The organism is Providencia sp. PROV236 (assembly GCF_033676985.1).
GTDB lineage: Bacteria > Pseudomonadota > Gammaproteobacteria > Enterobacterales > Enterobacteriaceae > Providencia > Providencia manganoxydans.
Map to the genome: position 1 here is coordinate 38,858 of NZ_CP096298.1, position 14,829 is coordinate 53,686.

Here is a 14,829-nt window from a genome sequence, read left to right on the forward strand (position 1 = left end):
CGTGGACGAATATCCCATCATCGACCTGTCCCACCTGCTGCCGGCGGCCCAGGGCTTGGCCCGTCTTCCGGCGGACGAGCGCATCCAGCGCCTTCGCGCCGACCGCTGGATCGGCTATCCGCGCGCAGTCGAGGCGCTGAACCGGCTGGAAGCCCTTTATGCGTGGCCAAACAAGCAACGCATGCCCAACCTGCTGCTGGTTGGCCCGACCAACAATGGCAAGTCGATGATCGTCGAGAAGTTCCGCCGCACCCACCCGGCCAGCTCCGACGCCGACCAGGAGCACATCCCGGTGTTGGTCGTGCAGATGCCGTCCGAGCCGTCCGTGATCCGCTTCTACGTCGCGCTGCTCGCCGCGATGGGCGCGCCGCTGCGCCCACGCCCACGGTTGCCGGAAATGGAGCAACTGGCTCTGGCACTGCTGCGCAAGGTCGGCGTGCGCATGCTGGTGATCGACGAGCTGCACAACGTGCTGGCCGGCAACAGCGTCAACCGCCGGGAATTCCTCAACCTGCTGCGCTTCCTCGGCAACGAACTGCGCATCCCGTTGGTTGGGGTAGGCACGCGCGACGCCTACCTAGCCATCCGCTCCGATGACCAGTTGGAAAATCGCTTCGAGCCGATGATGCTGCCGGTATGGGAGGCCAACGACGATTGCTGCTCACTGCTGGCCAGCTTCGCCGCTTCGCTCCCGCTGCGCCGGCCTTCCCCAATTGCCACGCTGGACATGGCTCGCTACCTGCTCACACGCAGCGAGGGCACCATAGGGGAACTGGCGCACTTGCTGATGGCGGCGGCCATCGTCGCCGTGGAGAGCGGCGAGGAAGCGATCAACCATCGCACACTCAGCATGGCCTGTTGAGTTGCATCTAAAATTGACCCACTGGGGGTGCGGACGATTTCTTGGACGGTTTATACGGACATCAATCCGACCGCATGACGATACTCGATGGGACTACGCCCGCCAAGCGACACTTTGATGCGGCGCTCGTTGTACCAGTGGATATAGGCATCGATTCGCGTCATGAGGTCTTTCAGCGTCACGTGCTGCCAATTCCTCGGGTAGATTAGTTCGGTCTTCAATCGTCCGAAAAAGCCCTCGCATGCAGCATTGTCTGGCGAGCAGCCCTTTTTGGACATCGACCGCGTTAATTGGGCATTTTCAGTGCGGCGGATCCACGCAGGCCAGCGATAATGCGAGCCCCTGTCCGAATGGATAACCGGATGCTCACCGGGTCGCAGTGTCCGTACCGCGTGATCCAGCATGGTATTGACCAGGTTCGCATCCGGGCTGGTGCCGATATTCCAGGCCACCACCAGCCCATCGAAGCAATCGACGATCGGCGAGACGTAGACCTTCCCTGCCGGAATGTGTATTTCCGTCAGATCGGTCAACCATTTCGTATTCGGCGCCGACGCGTGAAAGTCGCGATTCAGCAGATTCGGGACCGCTGGTGTCGGGTCGCCAGCATACGCCGAGAAGCGCCGGCGGCGCGGTGTTCTCACGACCAGACGCTCTTGCGCCATCAAGCGACGCACGACCTTCTCGGACACACGCATGCCACCAAGGCGCAAGGCACTATCAATGCGTCGATAGCCATAGCAGCGGTAGTTGTCCTCGAAGATAGTCCGAATGACCTCACGCACCTGCGTGTACTTGTCGGGCCGCGTCTGCCGCAGGCGTTGATAGAAGTATGTGCTGCGCGCCAGCTTCAGGCCGCACAACAGATTGGCTAATGGAAACGTGACTCTGAGGGCATCAACCACCTTCGTTTTTTCTCGGCTTGTCAGTTCGAGGGGGTTGATGCCCATGTCTTTTTTTATCAATTCACTCGCCTTCTCCAGAATTGCATTCTCCATGCGAAGCCGCTGGTTCTGGCTCTCCAGTTCGGCCAGTTCCCTGAGTAGTGCCTCATGCCGCTGCTCGAGCGAGGTGTCACCTTTCTTCTTTGTCATGGGTTTTAGGGGCACTTTGCCAAGTAATCGATGCTGCCAGTTATACAACGTTGGTCGCGATACACCGACAGTGTCGGCCACATCCTTTGCCGAACCTACGCGCAGGTTCAGTGCAATGACGGCTTGCTGCTTCTCGAGGCGAGAGCGGGCGACTGTGGGAGCGCTGCTGCCGACGACCGTCCTAGCGAATTCAGGGCGTAAATCACGGATCCAGGCACGCAAGGCCTCGCGGCTTGGGTAGCCCAGGCTTCGGATTGTGTGACTCAGGCAGTAGCCTTGTTCGATATAGTGATCTACTGCCCGTTGCTTTTGCTCATCGGTGTACTGCCGTTTTATCCGTTGATAGCCTCGGCGAAGATCCTGATTCCGTTCGAATTCTGCCAACCAGGCCTTCAGCGAGTTCTTGGTGGGGTATCCCAGCTGCCGTAGTGTGGCGCTCATCCGGCGCCCAAGCTTCAGGTACAACCTCACGGCTCGAAGGCGATCTTCATACGAATACATGAACTACTCCTAAAGTAGTCCAAGATTTTGTCCGCACCCCAACTTAGGGTAAAGATTTGCGTCGAAATTTGACCCACGTATGACACTGTTTCCCGTCTGGATATGGCGGGAGAAATCAAGGAGTGATAAACGTGGCGATATTGAGCGCAATTCGACGCTGGCATTTTCGCGATGGTGCGTCGATTCGGGAAATAGCCCGACGAAGCGGCCTGTCCAGGAACACCGTTCGCAAGTATTTGCAAAGCAAGGTGGTTGAACCGCAGTACCCAGCGCGAGACAGCGTTGGCAAGTTAAGTCCTTTTGAGCCCAAGTTAAGGCAGTGGCTCTCCACCGAGCACAAAAAGACAAAGAAGCTGCGCAGAAACCTGCGCAGCATGTACCGGGATTTGGTCGCTTTGGGCTTTACCGGGTCTTATGACCGAGTGTGTGCCTTTGCCCGACAGTGGAAAGATTCCGAACAGTTCAAGGCGCAAACCTCGGGCAAGGGTTGTTTCATCCCCTTGCGCTTTGCTTGTGGCGAAGCCTTCCAATTCGATTGGAGTGAGGACTTTGCCCGCATAGCGGGCAAACAGGTCAAACTTCAGATTGCCCAGTTTAAGTTGGCCCACAGCCGGGCCTTTGTGCTTCGGGCTTACTACCAGCAAAAACATGAAATGCTGTTTGATGCCCACTGGCATGCCTTTCAAATCTTCGGTGGCATTCCCAAGCGCGGCATCTACGACAACATGAAGACCGCTGTGGATTCGGTGGGGCGTGGCAAAGAGCGCAGGGTCAATCAGCGGTTCACTGCCATGGTCAGCCACTACCTGTTTGATGCGCAGTTCTGTAATCCAGCATCGGGTTGGGAGAAAGGCCAGATTGAGAAGAACGTGCAGGATTCCCGCCAACGCCTGTGGCAAGGGGCACCAGACTTTCAAAGCCTTGCTGATTTGAATGTGTGGCTTGAGCATCGCTGCAAAGCGCTGTGGTCTGAGCTGCGCCACCCCGAATTGGACCAAACCGTGCAAGAGGCCTTTGCCGATGAACAAGGCGAGTTGATGGCGCTACCCAATGCCTTTGATGCATTCGTGGAGCAAACCAAGCGAGTCACTTCAACCTGCCTTGTTCACCACGAGGGCAATCGCTACAGCGTTCCTGCCAGTTACGCCAACAGGGCCATCAGCCTTCGGATTTATGCAGACAAGCTGGTGATGGCTGCCGAAGGCCAACACATTGCCGAGCATCCAAGATTGTTTGGCAGTGGCCACGCTCGGCGTGGCCACACACAATACGACTGGCACCATTACTTGTCTGTGCTTCAGAAGAAACCTGGGGCGTTGCGCAATGGTGCGCCATTTGCTGAATTGCCACCCGCGTTCAAGAAGCTTCAATCCATCTTGCTGCAACGCCCCGGCGGTGACCGTGACATGGTGGAAATTCTGGCCCTTGTATTGCACCACGATGAAGGTGCGGTACTCAGTGCTGTGGAATTGGCATTGGAGTGTGGCAAGCCATCGAAGGAGCATGTGCTTAATCTGTTGGGACGTTTGACCGAAGAACCTCCACCCAAACCGATTCCAATTCCCAAGGGGTTAAGGCTGACATTGGAACCACAGGCCAACGTGAACCGCTATGACAGTTTAAGGAGAGCCCATGATGCAGCATGAAGGCCATGTGAGAATCCTCAAATCCTTGAAACTCTTTGGCATGGCACACGCCATTGAGGAGTTGGGCAATCAGAATTCACCAGCATTTAATCAAGCCTTGCCCATGCTGGACAGCTTGATTAAAGCTGAAGTGGCAGAGCGTGAAGTACGTTCGGTGAACTATCAATTGCGGGTGGCCAAGTTCCCCGTGTATCGGGACTTGGTGGGCTTTGACTTCAGTCAAAGCCTGGTTAATGAGGCCACGGTCAAACAATTGCACCGGTGCGACTTCATGGAACAAGCCCAGAACGTGGTGCTGATTGGTGGGCCAGGCACAGGCAAGACTCACCTGGCCACAGCCATTGGTACACAAGCAGTGATGCACTTGAACCGACGGGTGCGTTTCTTCTCCACCGTGGATTTGGTCAATGCACTGGAGCAAGAGAAATCATCTGGGCGTCAGGGACAAATCGCAAACCGTCTGTTGTATGCCGATTTGGTGATTCTGGATGAGCTGGGATATTTGCCTTTTAGCCAAACCGGTGGGGCACTGCTGTTTCACCTGCTCTCAAAGCTGTACGAAAAAACCAGCGTGATACTGACCACCAACTTGAGCTTCTCGGAATGGAGCCGAGTGTTTGGCGATGAAAAGATGACAACAGCGTTGTTGGACCGACTAACCCACCACTGCCACATCCTGGAAACCGGCAATGAAAGTTACCGCTTCAAACACAGTTCAACTCAGAATAAGCAGGAGGAAAAACAGACCCGCAAACTGAAAATCGAGACATAATTCTGACAACAAGGGGTGGGTCAAAATTCAATGCAAATCCCGGGTCAAATTTGGGTGCAAATCAACAGCGTGGGTTTGATCACGTGTCGAAACCCTGGCGTACCCCACCAACATGCTGTTCTCCTCTCAAAACACTTAGAAACGTAGATCGGTGAGAGATCGGAAGCGAGAGGCAGTTTTGAGAGACCTTCAACCTTCGGCAGACTGTCGGCTTTGGTATCTCTCATAAACGGATGTTTTTGAGAGAACTATCTTCGGCCTTCACACGCACGAAAGGCGGCGAAGCTCCGCCGTTAATCCGTCCGCCGGAGATCTCGCCCAGGCAGGCTGAAGGCCGAGCAAGCCTGACAGGCCCGAAAAGCCCGGCACGGGCGTCGGCGGCGATGACGGCGGCGGCATTATCCAGGGTTGATGATGGAAGTGGAGGATATCGACAACCTCTCGCGCAACCAAGACATCGCGGTCGGACTGCAAGTGATCTTGAAGCCACGGGCCCGTCCCACCCCGACATGGACCTCGATGCCCGAACGGACGTTAGATTTCGAGTTCTAGGCGTTCTGCGATGAAGGTTGGATCCCAGCCGGGATTGAAAGTGTCGACGTGGGTGAATCCGAGCCGCTCGTATAGGCCACGCAGGTTCGGGTGGCAGTCGAGCCGCAGCTTGGCGCACCCCTGCGTTCGCGCGGCATGGCGGCAAGCCTCGATCAGCGCGGAGCTGACACCCCGGCCCGCATGTGTCCGTCGCACCGCGAGCTTGTGCAGATATGCGGCCTCCCCCTTGAGGGCGTCGGGCCAGAACTCGGGATCCTCGGCCGACAAGGTGCAACAGCCGACGATGCCGTCGCTGCAACTCGCGACTAGGAGCTCGGATCTCAGGACGAAGGTCTCCGCGAATGTCCGGTCGATCCGCGCGACGTCCCAGGCGGGCGTTCCCTTGGCGGACATCCACGCCGCAGCGTCGTGCATCAGCCGCACAACCTCGTCGATATCACCCGAGCAGGCGACCCGAACGTTCGGAGGCTCCTCGCTGTCCATTCGCTCCCCTGGCGCGGTATGAACCGCCGCCTCATAGTGCAGTTTGATCCTGACGAGCCCAGCATGTCTGCGCCCACCTTCGCGGAACCTGACCAGGGTCCGCTAGCGGGCGGCCGGAAGGTGAATGCTAGGCATGATCTAACCCTCGGTCTCTGGCGTCGCGACTGCGAAATTTCGCGAGGGTTTCCGAGAAGGTGATTGCGCTTCGCAGATCTCCAGGCGCGTGGGTGCGGACGTAGTCAGCGCCATTGCCGATCGCGTGAAGTTCCGCCGCAAGGCTCGCTGGACCCAGATCCTTTACAGGAAGGCCAACGGTGGCGCCCAAGAAGGATTTCCGCGACACCGAGACCAATAGCGGAAGCCCCAACGCCGACTTCAGCTTTTGAAGGTTCGACAGCACGTGCAGCGATGTTTCCGGTGCGGGGCTCAAGAAAAATCCCATCCCCGGATCGAGGATGAGCCGGTCGGCAGCGACCCCGCTCCGTCGCAAGGCGGAAACCCGCGCCTCGAAGAACCGCACAATCTCGTCGAGCGCGTCTTCGGGTCGAAGGTGACCGGTGCGGGTGGCGATGCCATCCCGCTGCGCTGAGTGCATAACCACCAGCCTGCAGTCCGCCTCAGCAATATCGGGATAGAGCGCAGGGTCAGGAAATCCTTGGATATCGTTCAGGTAGCCCACGCCGCGCTTGAGCGCATAGCGCTGGGTTTCCGGTTGGAAGCTGTCGATTGAAACACGGTGCATCTGATCGGACAGGGCGTCTAAGAGCGGCGCAATACGTCTGATCTCATCGGCCGGCGATACAGGCCTCGCGTCCGGATGGCTGGCGGCCGGTCCGACATCCACGACGTCTGATCCGACTCGCAGCATTTCGATCGCCGCGGTGACAGCGCCGGCGGGGTCTAGCCGCCGGCTCTCATCGAAGAAGGAGTCCTCGGTGAGATTCAGAATGCCGAACACCGTCACCATGGCGTCGGCCTCCGCAGCGACTTCCACGATGGGGATCGGGCGAGCAAAAAGGCAGCAATTATGAGCCCCATACCTACAAAGCCCCACGCATCAAGCTTTTGCCCATGAAGCAACCAGGCAATGGCTGTAATTATGACGACGCCGAGTCCCGACCAGACTGCATAAGCAACACCGACAGGGATGGATTTCAGAACCAGAGAAAGAAAATAAAATGCGATGCCATAACCGATTATGACAACGGCGGAAGGGGCAAGCTTAGTAAAGCCCTCGGTGCGGCGGACATTATCCGCGAACAGGCTGAACAGCACGGCATTGCGCGGGTAACGGATGTCTGGCTGGAAGTCGGCGCACTGGCGGATGTTGAGGAGAGTGCACTGCATTTCTGTTTTGATATCGCCTGCCGTGATACCGTGGCGCAGGGCTGCACACTGCATATTGATGTTATCCCGGCACAGGCATGGTGCTGGGATTGCAGCCGTGAGGCCGAAATCATGCAGCACGCCGGATGCTGTCCGCACTGCGGCAGTGAACGGCTGCGCATCAGTGAAGGTGATGATTTGCGGGTAAAAAGCCTGGAAGGTGAGTGAGTTTTACGCCGCCGCCGTATTCAGCAGCCAGCGGGCGAATTGCTGCATGGCCGGGGTTTCCGTACGGGACTGTAACCGCGTCAGCCAGTAGCCGCCGAGGGTGATTTCTGCGGCAAACGGCTGTACCAGTGCGCCTGACTGTAACAGGCGGCTGAACATACATACCGGTGCGATCGCTACCCCGGCACCCAGTTGTGCCGCCTCGGCCATGGCCAGTGAGGTATCGAACACCATTACCGGCTGTGACGGGGAAGGCGGTGTGCCGCCCGCACAATCCAGCCAGCGGCTCCATTCATCCCGGCGGAATGAGCGCAGCAGGGTAAAGCGGTGAACATCATCCGGCTGCTGTAACTGTTCTGCAATGGCCGGTGAGCACAGCGGAGCGTGTGGTGCACTGAAAATCAGTTCCGCATCTGACTCATGCCACGCGCCGTTACCGAAACGGATCGTATAATCATGCCCTTCCGCCGCCGGGTCCACATGATTGTTATGGGTGGAGATATGCAGATCAATATGCGGATGGCTGTCATAGAATCCGGCCAGACGCGGCAGCAGCCAGCCTGCGGCAAATGTTCCCACCGCACCGACTTTCACCCGCTCACGGAACTGCCCGTGAGAAAAACACTCCAGAGTATCCGCAATCCGGTCAAACGCCTCATTGAGCACCGGCAGTAATCCCTCACCTTCATGGGTCAGCACCAGCCCGCGCGAGACGCGGGTAAACAGCACACAGCCGAGTTGTTCTTCCAGCGCCCTGACCTGCTGGCTGACGGCGGCATGGGTGACATTCAGCTCAATCGCCGCGCGGGTAAAACTGAGATGACGGGCGGCGGCCTCAAAGGCGCGCAGCGGGTTAAGGGGGAGATAACGTCTGACCATAATCCACCTGTAAGTTTTTCTTTAGGCTCTTGTTATAAATAACCGTTTGTTCTGTCCGGTGAATCTGACTATACTTGCCGCCGTTACTCACACACGGAAGGTTAATTCTGATGAAAAAATCGTTATCTGCAACACTGATTTCCGCTCTGCTGGCGTTTTCCGCCCCGGGGTTTTCTGCCGCTGATAATGTCGCGGCGGTGGTGGACAGCACCATTAAACCGCTGATGGCACAGCAGGATATTCCCGGGATGGCGGTTGCCGTCTCCGTAAAGGGTAAGCCCTATTATTTCAATTATGGTTTTGCCGATATTCAGGCAAAACAGCCGGTCACTGAAAATACACTATTTGAGCTCGGATCTGTAAGTAAAACTTTCACAGGTGTGCTGGGTGCGGTTTCTGTGGCGAAAAAAGAGATGGCGCTGAATGATCCGGCGGCAAAATACCAGCCGGAGCTGGCTCTGCCGCAGTGGAAGGGGATCACATTGCTGGATCTGGCTACCTATACCGCAGGCGGACTGCCGTTACAGGTGCCGGATGCGGTAAAAAGCCGTGCGGATCTGCTGAATTTCTATCAGCAGTGGCAGCCGTCCCGGAAACCGGGCGATATGCGTCTGTATGCAAACAGCAGTATCGGCCTGTTTGGTGCTCTGACCGCAAACGCGGCGGGGATGCCGTATGAGCAGTTGCTGACTGCACGGATCCTGGCACCGCTGGGGTTATCTCACACCTTTATTACTGTGCCGGAAAGTGCGCAAAGCCAGTATGCGTACGGTTATAAAAACAAAAAACCGGTCCGCGTGTCGCCGGGACAGCTTGATGCGGAATCTTACGGCGTGAAATCCGCCTCAAAAGATATGCTGCGCTGGGCGGAAATGAATATGGAGCCGTCACGGGCCGGTAATGCGGATCTGGAAATGGCAATGTATCTCGCCCAGACCCGCTACTATAAAACCGCCGCGATTAACCAGGGGCTGGGCTGGGAAATGTATGACTGGCCGCAGCAGAAAGATATGATCATTAACGGTGTGACCAACGAGGTCGCATTGCAGCCGCATCCGGTAACAGACAACCAGGTTCAGCCGTATAACCGTGCTTCCTGGGTGCATAAAACGGGCGCAACAACTGGTTTCGGCGCCTATGTCGCCTTTATTCCGGAAAAACAGGTGGCGATTGTGATTCTGGCGAATAAAAACTACCCGAATACCGAAAGAGTCAAAGCTGCACAGGCTATTTTGAGTGCACTGGAATAATTTTTTTCCTGAACAGGCCCCTGCGGATACGCCGGGGCCGTAATTTAAGATTATTCCTTATGCAATAATTTGCTTTATGGGCTGTTTTATGGAGGATGAGAGTATCGGGCACTGACAGCTTCCGGCTGAACCGGATTTCACTGTGTGCTGCGGCAAACTGATGTCAGTCTCAACACACAGAGGAAAATGTTGTCATGGACGTTCTGCGTTTTATCCTCCGCTTACCTTTTATTTTGCTGCGTCTGGCGGCTCGCAGTCTTGTTTATCTCTTTACTCTGCTGGGTTTTCTGCTGCGCCCGTTCACCGGACGGATCCGCTGGGCGGTGCCGGGCTGGGTGACCTTTGCCGGTAATCAGCTTGCCCGGCTGGAGCGGGGGGGCAACCGCTATCCGAAAACCATATCTGCCTTATTATTACTGACTGCTGCGGTGGCAGCGGGCAGTTATTACACCTGGCACTGGTATCAGAACAAACCGAAGCCGGTGGATGTTGCGCCGCTGGTGGTGCAGGATATTTCCGCGTCTGTGCAGCGCCCTTCGGCGGTTAATTATAACCGTGATGATAATTCAGCGCAGATTGTGGGTATAGGAAGTATAAACCACCTTTTTGCTCCTCATCCGAAGTATCTTACCTGAAATTCCCTCACTCGTTTACCGCTCAAGCCCCAATTTTAACTGCCGGTCCAGCCTAAACCGCTCTAATAAGGTTCGATTTGGCGGTAAAATCTCTAGCCTGATAGCTCGAGAGATACAAACTGCCCCACCGCCCCGTTTAAAAGTTGGCAGTGTTGAGCAGTGTTGGATTTGGGGTCGTCAGTCAAAGAGACGACTCTGTGATGGATCGAACAGGCTGGGAGTCAGTGGCGGCGCTCGTTCTGGTGGCAGCTCACGCTGCTTGGCGGCATTCGCCTTGGCTGTTTTCTGTTTCAGATGCTTGAGAATCTGCTCAATGACCTTCGGATCTTCGATGCTGGCAATCACTTTGACGTGACCGCCGCAGTGTTCGCAGACTTCAATATCAATATTGAAGACTCGCTTGAGGCGTTGCATCCAGGTCATGGCGCGGTGGCGCTCTGCAGGACTCTTGTCACGCCAGTTAGTATCGAGACCTTCCGATTTGTCGGGCTTCTTGCCCCGCTTGGCGGGTGTTACTTGAACTCGGTGTTTGCTGTTCGGTGCAAAGACGCCGTGGAAGCGTGTGAGGTTGACTCGCGGCTTAGGTACCAACGCAGCGAGTTTGGCGATGAAGTCCAGCGGCTCGAAGATCACATGGGTGGTGCCATTGCGGTACGGAGTTTTGAGCTCGTAACGCACCTGCCCATTGGCGGTTAATGCCAGACGTTTTTCTGAAACCGCTGGCCGACTAATGTAGCGACACAAGCGCTCAAGCTTATCCCGCTGATGCGCTTCGGCCATCACACCGGCGTGTAGCGAGAAACCAGCATGGTTGGCTACTCGACTGCTTGAGTCGGCTTTATCCTCACGCCCTGGCAAGGTTTGCAGGGTGAAGACTTTGCGCCCTTGCTGGGGGCCGACGGCAATGCGATACGTAACCGAAGCACCATGTAATTGAGTCAGCGTATCGTCTTCGCCCTCTTCCAGTGTCAACCACGTATTCTCGGCATCACGCTCCAAAATCCCACGCTTTTCCATGCAGCGAGCGATGCGATGGCTGAGGGTGTGAGCGAGCGTATTCAGCTCATCGTAAGTGGGTGCCTTGACACGATGGAAGCGTTGCTTGCCATAGTCATCTTCGGCATAGACACCATCGAGAAACAGCATGTGGTAGTGGACATTGAGATTTAGCGCGGAGCCAAAGCGTTGGATAAGAGTCACTGAGCCAGTTTGTGCAGAGGCTTTGGTGTAACCGGCTTTTTTGATCAGATGATGAGTTGAGAGTGTACGATAGACGATACTCAAGACCTGGCCCATCAGCTGGGGATGGCGAGCCAGCAAAAAGCGTAGCTGGAAAGGAAAGCTGAGCACCCACTGGCGAATGGGCTCCTTGGGGAAGACTTCGTCTATCAGCAGCGCCGCACTCTCGGCCATCCGGCGGGCACCGCAGCTAGGGCAAAAGCCGCGTCGTTTACAGCTGAAGGCGACCAGACGCTCGTGATGACAATCCTCGCAGCGAACCCGCATGAAACCATACTCCAGACGGCCACATTGGAGGAGGTCGTTGAATTCTTGTTGGATGTAGCGAGGCAGGTGTTGACCTTGGGCTTCGAGTGAGGCTTTGAAGGCTGGGTAGTGCTGCTCAACCAGCTGGTAGAGCAGCGTCTGGTCGGGTTGGTGGCGTTCGTAACCGTTTGTTTGAGTGGGCGATTGACTCGCCGTGGCGTTCCTTGCCAGCGACATGGGTATCCTCCGCTGATACTGTGGTTATGTACAGTATCAGCGGCTTGCGTTCAGACGTCCAGTCTGGCCCTAGACATCGCTAAATGCTTAACCCGCAATAGCCCTCACGAGTTGTTATCAGCCACTACCGGTTGAGCGAGAAGGTTTTGGGTTCAGGGTGCTATTGCTCCACCAATCACAATACTGAAGCCCCAACTGTTATCAGTTGGGGCTTTTTCTTGTCTGTTTGCGGCGGTTGCGTTTTATCGGTAGTCGTCGAGCTCTGCACCATCCCACATAAGAGCTTAACGGTGCGATCTTCAACGCCATCACACAAAACTTTCTTTTTCACGCACAGTCAACTTATTGGATGTTTTATTAACAACCCAAAAGGAGATATTTAGCGGGCGGCCGGAAGGTGAATGCTAGGCATGATCTAACCCTCGGTCTCTGGCGTCGCGACTGCGAAATTTCGCGAGGGTTTCCGAGAAGGTGATTGCGCTTCGCAGATCTCCAGGCGCGTGGGTGCGGACGTAGTCAGCGCCATTGCCGATCGCGTGAAGTTCCGCCGCAAGGCTCGCTGGACCCAGATCCTTTACAGGAAGGCCAACGGTGGCGCCCAAGAAGGATTTCCGCGACACCGAGACCAATAGCGGAAGCCCCAACGCCGACTTCAGCTTTTGAAGGTTCGACAGCACGTGCAGCGATGTTTCCGGTGCGGGGCTCAAGAAAAATCCCATCCCCGGATCGAGGATGAGCCGGTCGGCAGCGACCCCGCTCCGTCGCAAGGCGGAAACCCGCGCCTCGAAGAACCGCACAATCTCGTCGAGCGCGTCTTCGGGTCGAAGGTGACCGGTGCGGGTGGCGATGCCATCCCGCTGCGCTGAGTGCATAACCACCAGCCTGCAGTCCGCCTCAGCAATATCGGGATAGAGCGCAGGGTCAGGAAATCCTTGGATATCGTTCAGGTAGCCCACGCCGCGCTTGAGCGCATAGCGCTGGGTTTCCGGTTGGAAGCTGTCGATTGAAACACGGTGCATCTGATCGGACAGGGCGTCTAAGAGCGGCGCAATACGTCTGATCTCATCGGCCGGCGATACAGGCCTCGCGTCCGGATGGCTGGCGGCCGGTCCGACATCCACGACGTCTGATCCGACTCGCAGCATTTCGATCGCCGCGGTGACAGCGCCGGCGGGGTCTAGCCGCCGGCTCTCATCGAAGAAGGAGTCCTCGGTGAGATTCAGAATGCCGAACACCGTCACCATGGCGTCGGCCTCCGCAGCGACTTCCACGATGGGGATCGGGCGAGCAAAAAGGCAGCAATTATGAGCCCCATACCTACAAAGCCCCACGCATCAAGCTTTTGCCCATGAAGCAACCAGGCAATGGCTGTAATTATGACGACGCCGAGTCCCGACCAGACTGCATAAGCAACACCGACAGGGATGGATTTCAGAACCAGAGAAAGAAAATAAAATGCGATGCCATAACCGATTATGACAACGGCGGAAGGGGCAAGCTTAGTAAAGCCCTCGCTAGATTTTAATGCGGATGTTGCGATTACTTCGCCAACTATTGCGATAACAAGAAAAAGCCAGCCTTTCATGATATATCTCCCAATTTGTGTAGGGCTTATTATGCACGCTTAAAAATAATAAAAGCAGACTTGACCTGATAGTTTGGCTGTGAGCAATTATGTGCTTAGTGCATCTAACGCCGGAGTTAAGCCGCCGCGCGTAGCGCGGTCGGCTTGAACGAATTGTTAGACATCATTTACCAACTGACTTGATGATCTCGCCTTTCACAAAGCGAATAAATTCTTCCAAGTGATCTGCGCGTGAGGCCAAGTGATCTTCTTTTTGTCCCAGATAAGCTTGCTTAGCTTCAAGTAAGACGGGCTGATACTGGGCAGGTAGGCGTTTTATTGCCCAGTCGGCAGCGACATCCTTCGGCGCGATTTTGCCGGTTATTGCGCTGTACCAAATGCGGGACAACGTAAGCACTACATTTCGCTCATCGCCGGCCCAGTCGGGCTGCGAGTTCCATAGCTTCAAGGTTTCCCTCAGCGCCTCGAATAGATCCTGTTCAGGAACCGGGTCAAAGAATTCCTCCGCTGCCGGACCTACCAAGGCAACGCTATGTTCTCTTGCTTTTGTAAGCAGGATAGCTAGATCAATGTCGATCATGGCTGGCTCGAAGATACCCGCAAGAATGTCATTGCGCTGCCATTCTCCAAATTGCAGCTCGCGCTTAGCCGGATAACGCCACGGGATGATGTCGTCATGCACGACAAGGGTGACTTCTATAGCGCGGAGCGTCTCGCTCTCGCCAGGGAAAGCCGAAGCCTCCATAAGATCATTGAGCAATGCTCGCCGCGTCGTTTCATCAAGCTTTACGGCCACAGTAACCAACAAATCAATATCGCTGTATGGCTTCAGGCCGCCATCCACTGCGGAGCCGTACAAATGCACGGCCAGCAACGTTGATTCCAGATGGCGCTCAATGACGCTTAGCACCTCTGATAGTTGGTTCGAAATTTCGATGGTCACCGCTTCCCTCATGATGTCTAACGGGCGAGGTAAGCCGACCGCAGAATGCGGGTCGGCTTGACCGAAATGTTAGAACCAGAAGCCAAAACGGATAACTTGAATTTGGCGACGGGCGCTAACCGTGAAAAAACGCTGCGCCACCGAGGCGGCACAGCACTGCAAAAACGATAGCTGCTTGCGCTTGCTACGCAAGGGCTAGAGGCCAAAAAGACTGAAAACCTGCGCAGCCCATGCAGGCGAAGCCCGGAAAAAAGGCAAAACAGGCACTGAATAACGCCTGAAAAGCTAAATGCCGTTTGAATAAACATGAGCTAAATAAAGCTGGGTTTCAGTGGTGCTAACGTTGGACGT

General features: G+C 55.9%; 15 protein-coding genes and 1 pseudogene. 6 read left to right on the plus strand and 10 right to left on the minus strand.

Annotation, left to right across the window (positions count from 1 at the left end; translation table 11 throughout):
- Position 1: 1 nt before the first annotated feature.
- Positions 2-862: a TniB family NTP-binding protein gene (locus M1E96_RS20955; protein ID WP_000344784.1), complete on the plus strand. Its 861-nt coding sequence runs from the start codon at positions 2-4 to the stop codon at positions 860-862.
- A 50-nt stretch (positions 863-912) separates the two neighbouring features.
- On the opposite strand, the gene M1E96_RS20960 is transcribed toward M1E96_RS20955, so the two are convergent.
- Positions 913-2,457: an IS3 family transposase gene (locus tag M1E96_RS20960; protein WP_000287615.1), complete on the minus strand. Its 1,545-nt coding sequence runs from the start codon at positions 2,455-2,457 to the stop codon at positions 913-915.
- 122 nt (positions 2,458-2,579) lie between these two features.
- Between M1E96_RS20960 and istA the strand changes: the two genes are divergently transcribed.
- Complete coding sequence (istA, locus tag M1E96_RS20965; RefSeq protein WP_001324342.1) at positions 2,580-4,103, plus strand: IS21-like element IS1326 family transposase; 1,524 nt, start codon at positions 2,580-2,582, stop codon at positions 4,101-4,103.
- The gene (istB, locus tag M1E96_RS20970; RefSeq protein WP_000983249.1) at positions 4,090-4,875 is read left to right on the plus strand and encodes an IS21-like element IS1326 family helper ATPase IstB; all 786 of its coding nucleotides are present in this window, start codon (positions 4,090-4,092) and stop codon (positions 4,873-4,875) included. Before istA ends, istB begins: the two co-directional genes overlap by 14 nt.
- Positions 4,876-5,409: 534 nt before the next feature.
- On the opposite strand, the gene M1E96_RS20975 is transcribed toward istB, so the two are convergent.
- From M1E96_RS20975 to M1E96_RS20985, 3 genes are all read right to left on the minus strand, one after another.
- The gene (locus M1E96_RS20975; protein WP_000376623.1) at positions 5,410-5,910 is read right to left on the minus strand and encodes a GNAT family N-acetyltransferase; all 501 of its coding nucleotides are present in this window, start codon (positions 5,908-5,910) and stop codon (positions 5,410-5,412) included.
- 127 nt (positions 5,911-6,037) lie between these two features.
- The gene (gene sul1, locus M1E96_RS20980; protein WP_000259031.1) at positions 6,038-6,877 is read right to left on the minus strand and encodes a sulfonamide-resistant dihydropteroate synthase Sul1; all 840 of its coding nucleotides are present in this window, start codon (positions 6,875-6,877) and stop codon (positions 6,038-6,040) included.
- Positions 6,871-7,206 (minus strand): multidrug efflux SMR transporter, encoded by a 336-nt coding sequence (locus M1E96_RS20985; protein WP_052238321.1) that lies wholly within the window; start codon positions 7,204-7,206, stop codon positions 6,871-6,873. The genes sul1 (M1E96_RS20980) and M1E96_RS20985 overlap by 7 nt, the downstream gene beginning before the upstream one ends.
- On the opposite strand from M1E96_RS20985, the gene hypA reads away from it, so the two are divergent.
- Complete coding sequence (gene hypA / locus M1E96_RS20990; RefSeq protein WP_025999322.1) at positions 7,099-7,464, plus strand: hydrogenase maturation nickel metallochaperone HypA; 366 nt, start codon at positions 7,099-7,101, stop codon at positions 7,462-7,464. The genes M1E96_RS20985 and hypA overlap by 108 nt on opposite strands.
- A gap of 3 nt (positions 7,465-7,467) precedes the next feature.
- On the opposite strand, the gene ampR is transcribed toward hypA, so the two are convergent.
- The gene (gene ampR, locus M1E96_RS20995; protein ID WP_004193231.1) at positions 7,468-8,343 is read right to left on the minus strand and encodes a LysR family transcriptional regulator AmpR; all 876 of its coding nucleotides are present in this window, start codon (positions 8,341-8,343) and stop codon (positions 7,468-7,470) included.
- A gap of 110 nt (positions 8,344-8,453) precedes the next feature.
- Here ampR and M1E96_RS21000 point away from each other — a divergent pair, with 110 nt between their 5' ends.
- Positions 8,454-9,593, plus strand: a complete 1,140-nt coding sequence (locus M1E96_RS21000; protein ID WP_004236386.1) for an extended-spectrum class C beta-lactamase DHA-1 — start codon at positions 8,454-8,456, stop codon at positions 9,591-9,593.
- A 194-nt stretch (positions 9,594-9,787) separates the two neighbouring features.
- Positions 9,788-10,228 carry a hypothetical protein gene (locus tag M1E96_RS21005; protein ID WP_223672965.1) on the plus strand — a complete coding sequence of 147 codons (441 nt, stop codon included), beginning with the start codon at positions 9,788-9,790 and terminating at the stop codon, positions 10,226-10,228.
- A 177-nt stretch (positions 10,229-10,405) separates the two neighbouring features.
- Here the strand turns inward: M1E96_RS21005 and M1E96_RS21010 are convergent, their stop codons facing one another.
- The 5 genes and pseudogenes from M1E96_RS21010 to M1E96_RS21030 form a co-directional block, all read right to left on the minus strand.
- Positions 10,406-11,950: an IS91-like element ISCR1 family transposase gene (locus M1E96_RS21010; RefSeq protein ID WP_369427542.1), complete on the minus strand. Its 1,545-nt coding sequence runs from the start codon at positions 11,948-11,950 to the stop codon at positions 10,406-10,408.
- A gap of 404 nt (positions 11,951-12,354) precedes the next feature.
- Complete coding sequence (gene sul1 / locus M1E96_RS21015) at positions 12,355-13,194, minus strand: sulfonamide-resistant dihydropteroate synthase Sul1 (protein ID WP_000259031.1); 840 nt, start codon at positions 13,192-13,194, stop codon at positions 12,355-12,357.
- Entirely contained in the window at positions 13,188-13,535 is a 348-nt protein-coding gene (locus M1E96_RS21020; protein ID WP_000679427.1) for a quaternary ammonium compound efflux SMR transporter QacE delta 1, read from the minus strand. Before M1E96_RS21020 ends, sul1 (M1E96_RS21015) begins: the two co-directional genes overlap by 7 nt.
- A 116-nt stretch (positions 13,536-13,651) precedes the next feature.
- Positions 13,652-14,490 (minus strand): annotated as a pseudogene (locus M1E96_RS21025) (AadA family aminoglycoside 3''-O-nucleotidyltransferase).
- A 5-nt stretch (positions 14,491-14,495) separates the two neighbouring features.
- The gene (locus M1E96_RS21030; RefSeq protein ID WP_001336345.1) at positions 14,496-14,786 is read right to left on the minus strand and encodes a DUF1010 domain-containing protein; all 291 of its coding nucleotides are present in this window, start codon (positions 14,784-14,786) and stop codon (positions 14,496-14,498) included.
- Between the last annotated feature and the right edge of the window lie 43 nt (positions 14,787-14,829).

Bases quoted from the DNA above. Each gene is read 5' to 3' on its own strand.
- M1E96_RS21020 (WP_000679427.1), bottom strand. From the start codon at position 13,535: ATGAAAGGCTGGCTTTTTCTTGTTATCGCAATAGTTGGCGAAGTAATC.
- M1E96_RS21000 (WP_004236386.1), top strand. From the start codon at position 8,454: ATGAAAAAATCGTTATCTGCAACACTGATTTCCGCTCTGCTGGCGTTT.
- M1E96_RS20975 (WP_000376623.1), bottom strand. From the start codon at position 5,910: ATGGACAGCGAGGAGCCTCCGAACGTTCGGGTCGCCTGCTCGGGTGAT.
- M1E96_RS20960 (WP_000287615.1), bottom strand. From the start codon at position 2,457: ATGTATTCGTATGAAGATCGCCTTCGAGCCGTGAGGTTGTACCTGAAG.
- sul1 (WP_000259031.1), bottom strand. From the start codon at position 6,877: ATGGTGACGGTGTTCGGCATTCTGAATCTCACCGAGGACTCCTTCTTC.
- M1E96_RS21030 (WP_001336345.1), bottom strand. From the start codon at position 14,786: ATGTTTATTCAAACGGCATTTAGCTTTTCAGGCGTTATTCAGTGCCTG.
- sul1 (WP_000259031.1), bottom strand. From the start codon at position 13,194: ATGGTGACGGTGTTCGGCATTCTGAATCTCACCGAGGACTCCTTCTTC.
- ampR (WP_004193231.1), bottom strand. From the start codon at position 8,343: ATGGTCAGACGTTATCTCCCCCTTAACCCGCTGCGCGCCTTTGAGGCC.
- M1E96_RS21010 (WP_369427542.1), bottom strand. From the start codon at position 11,950: ATGTCGCTGGCAAGGAACGCCACGGCGAGTCAATCGCCCACTCAAACA.
- M1E96_RS21005 (WP_223672965.1), top strand. From the start codon at position 9,788: ATGGACGTTCTGCGTTTTATCCTCCGCTTACCTTTTATTTTGCTGCGT.
- istB (WP_000983249.1), top strand. From the start codon at position 4,090: ATGATGCAGCATGAAGGCCATGTGAGAATCCTCAAATCCTTGAAACTC.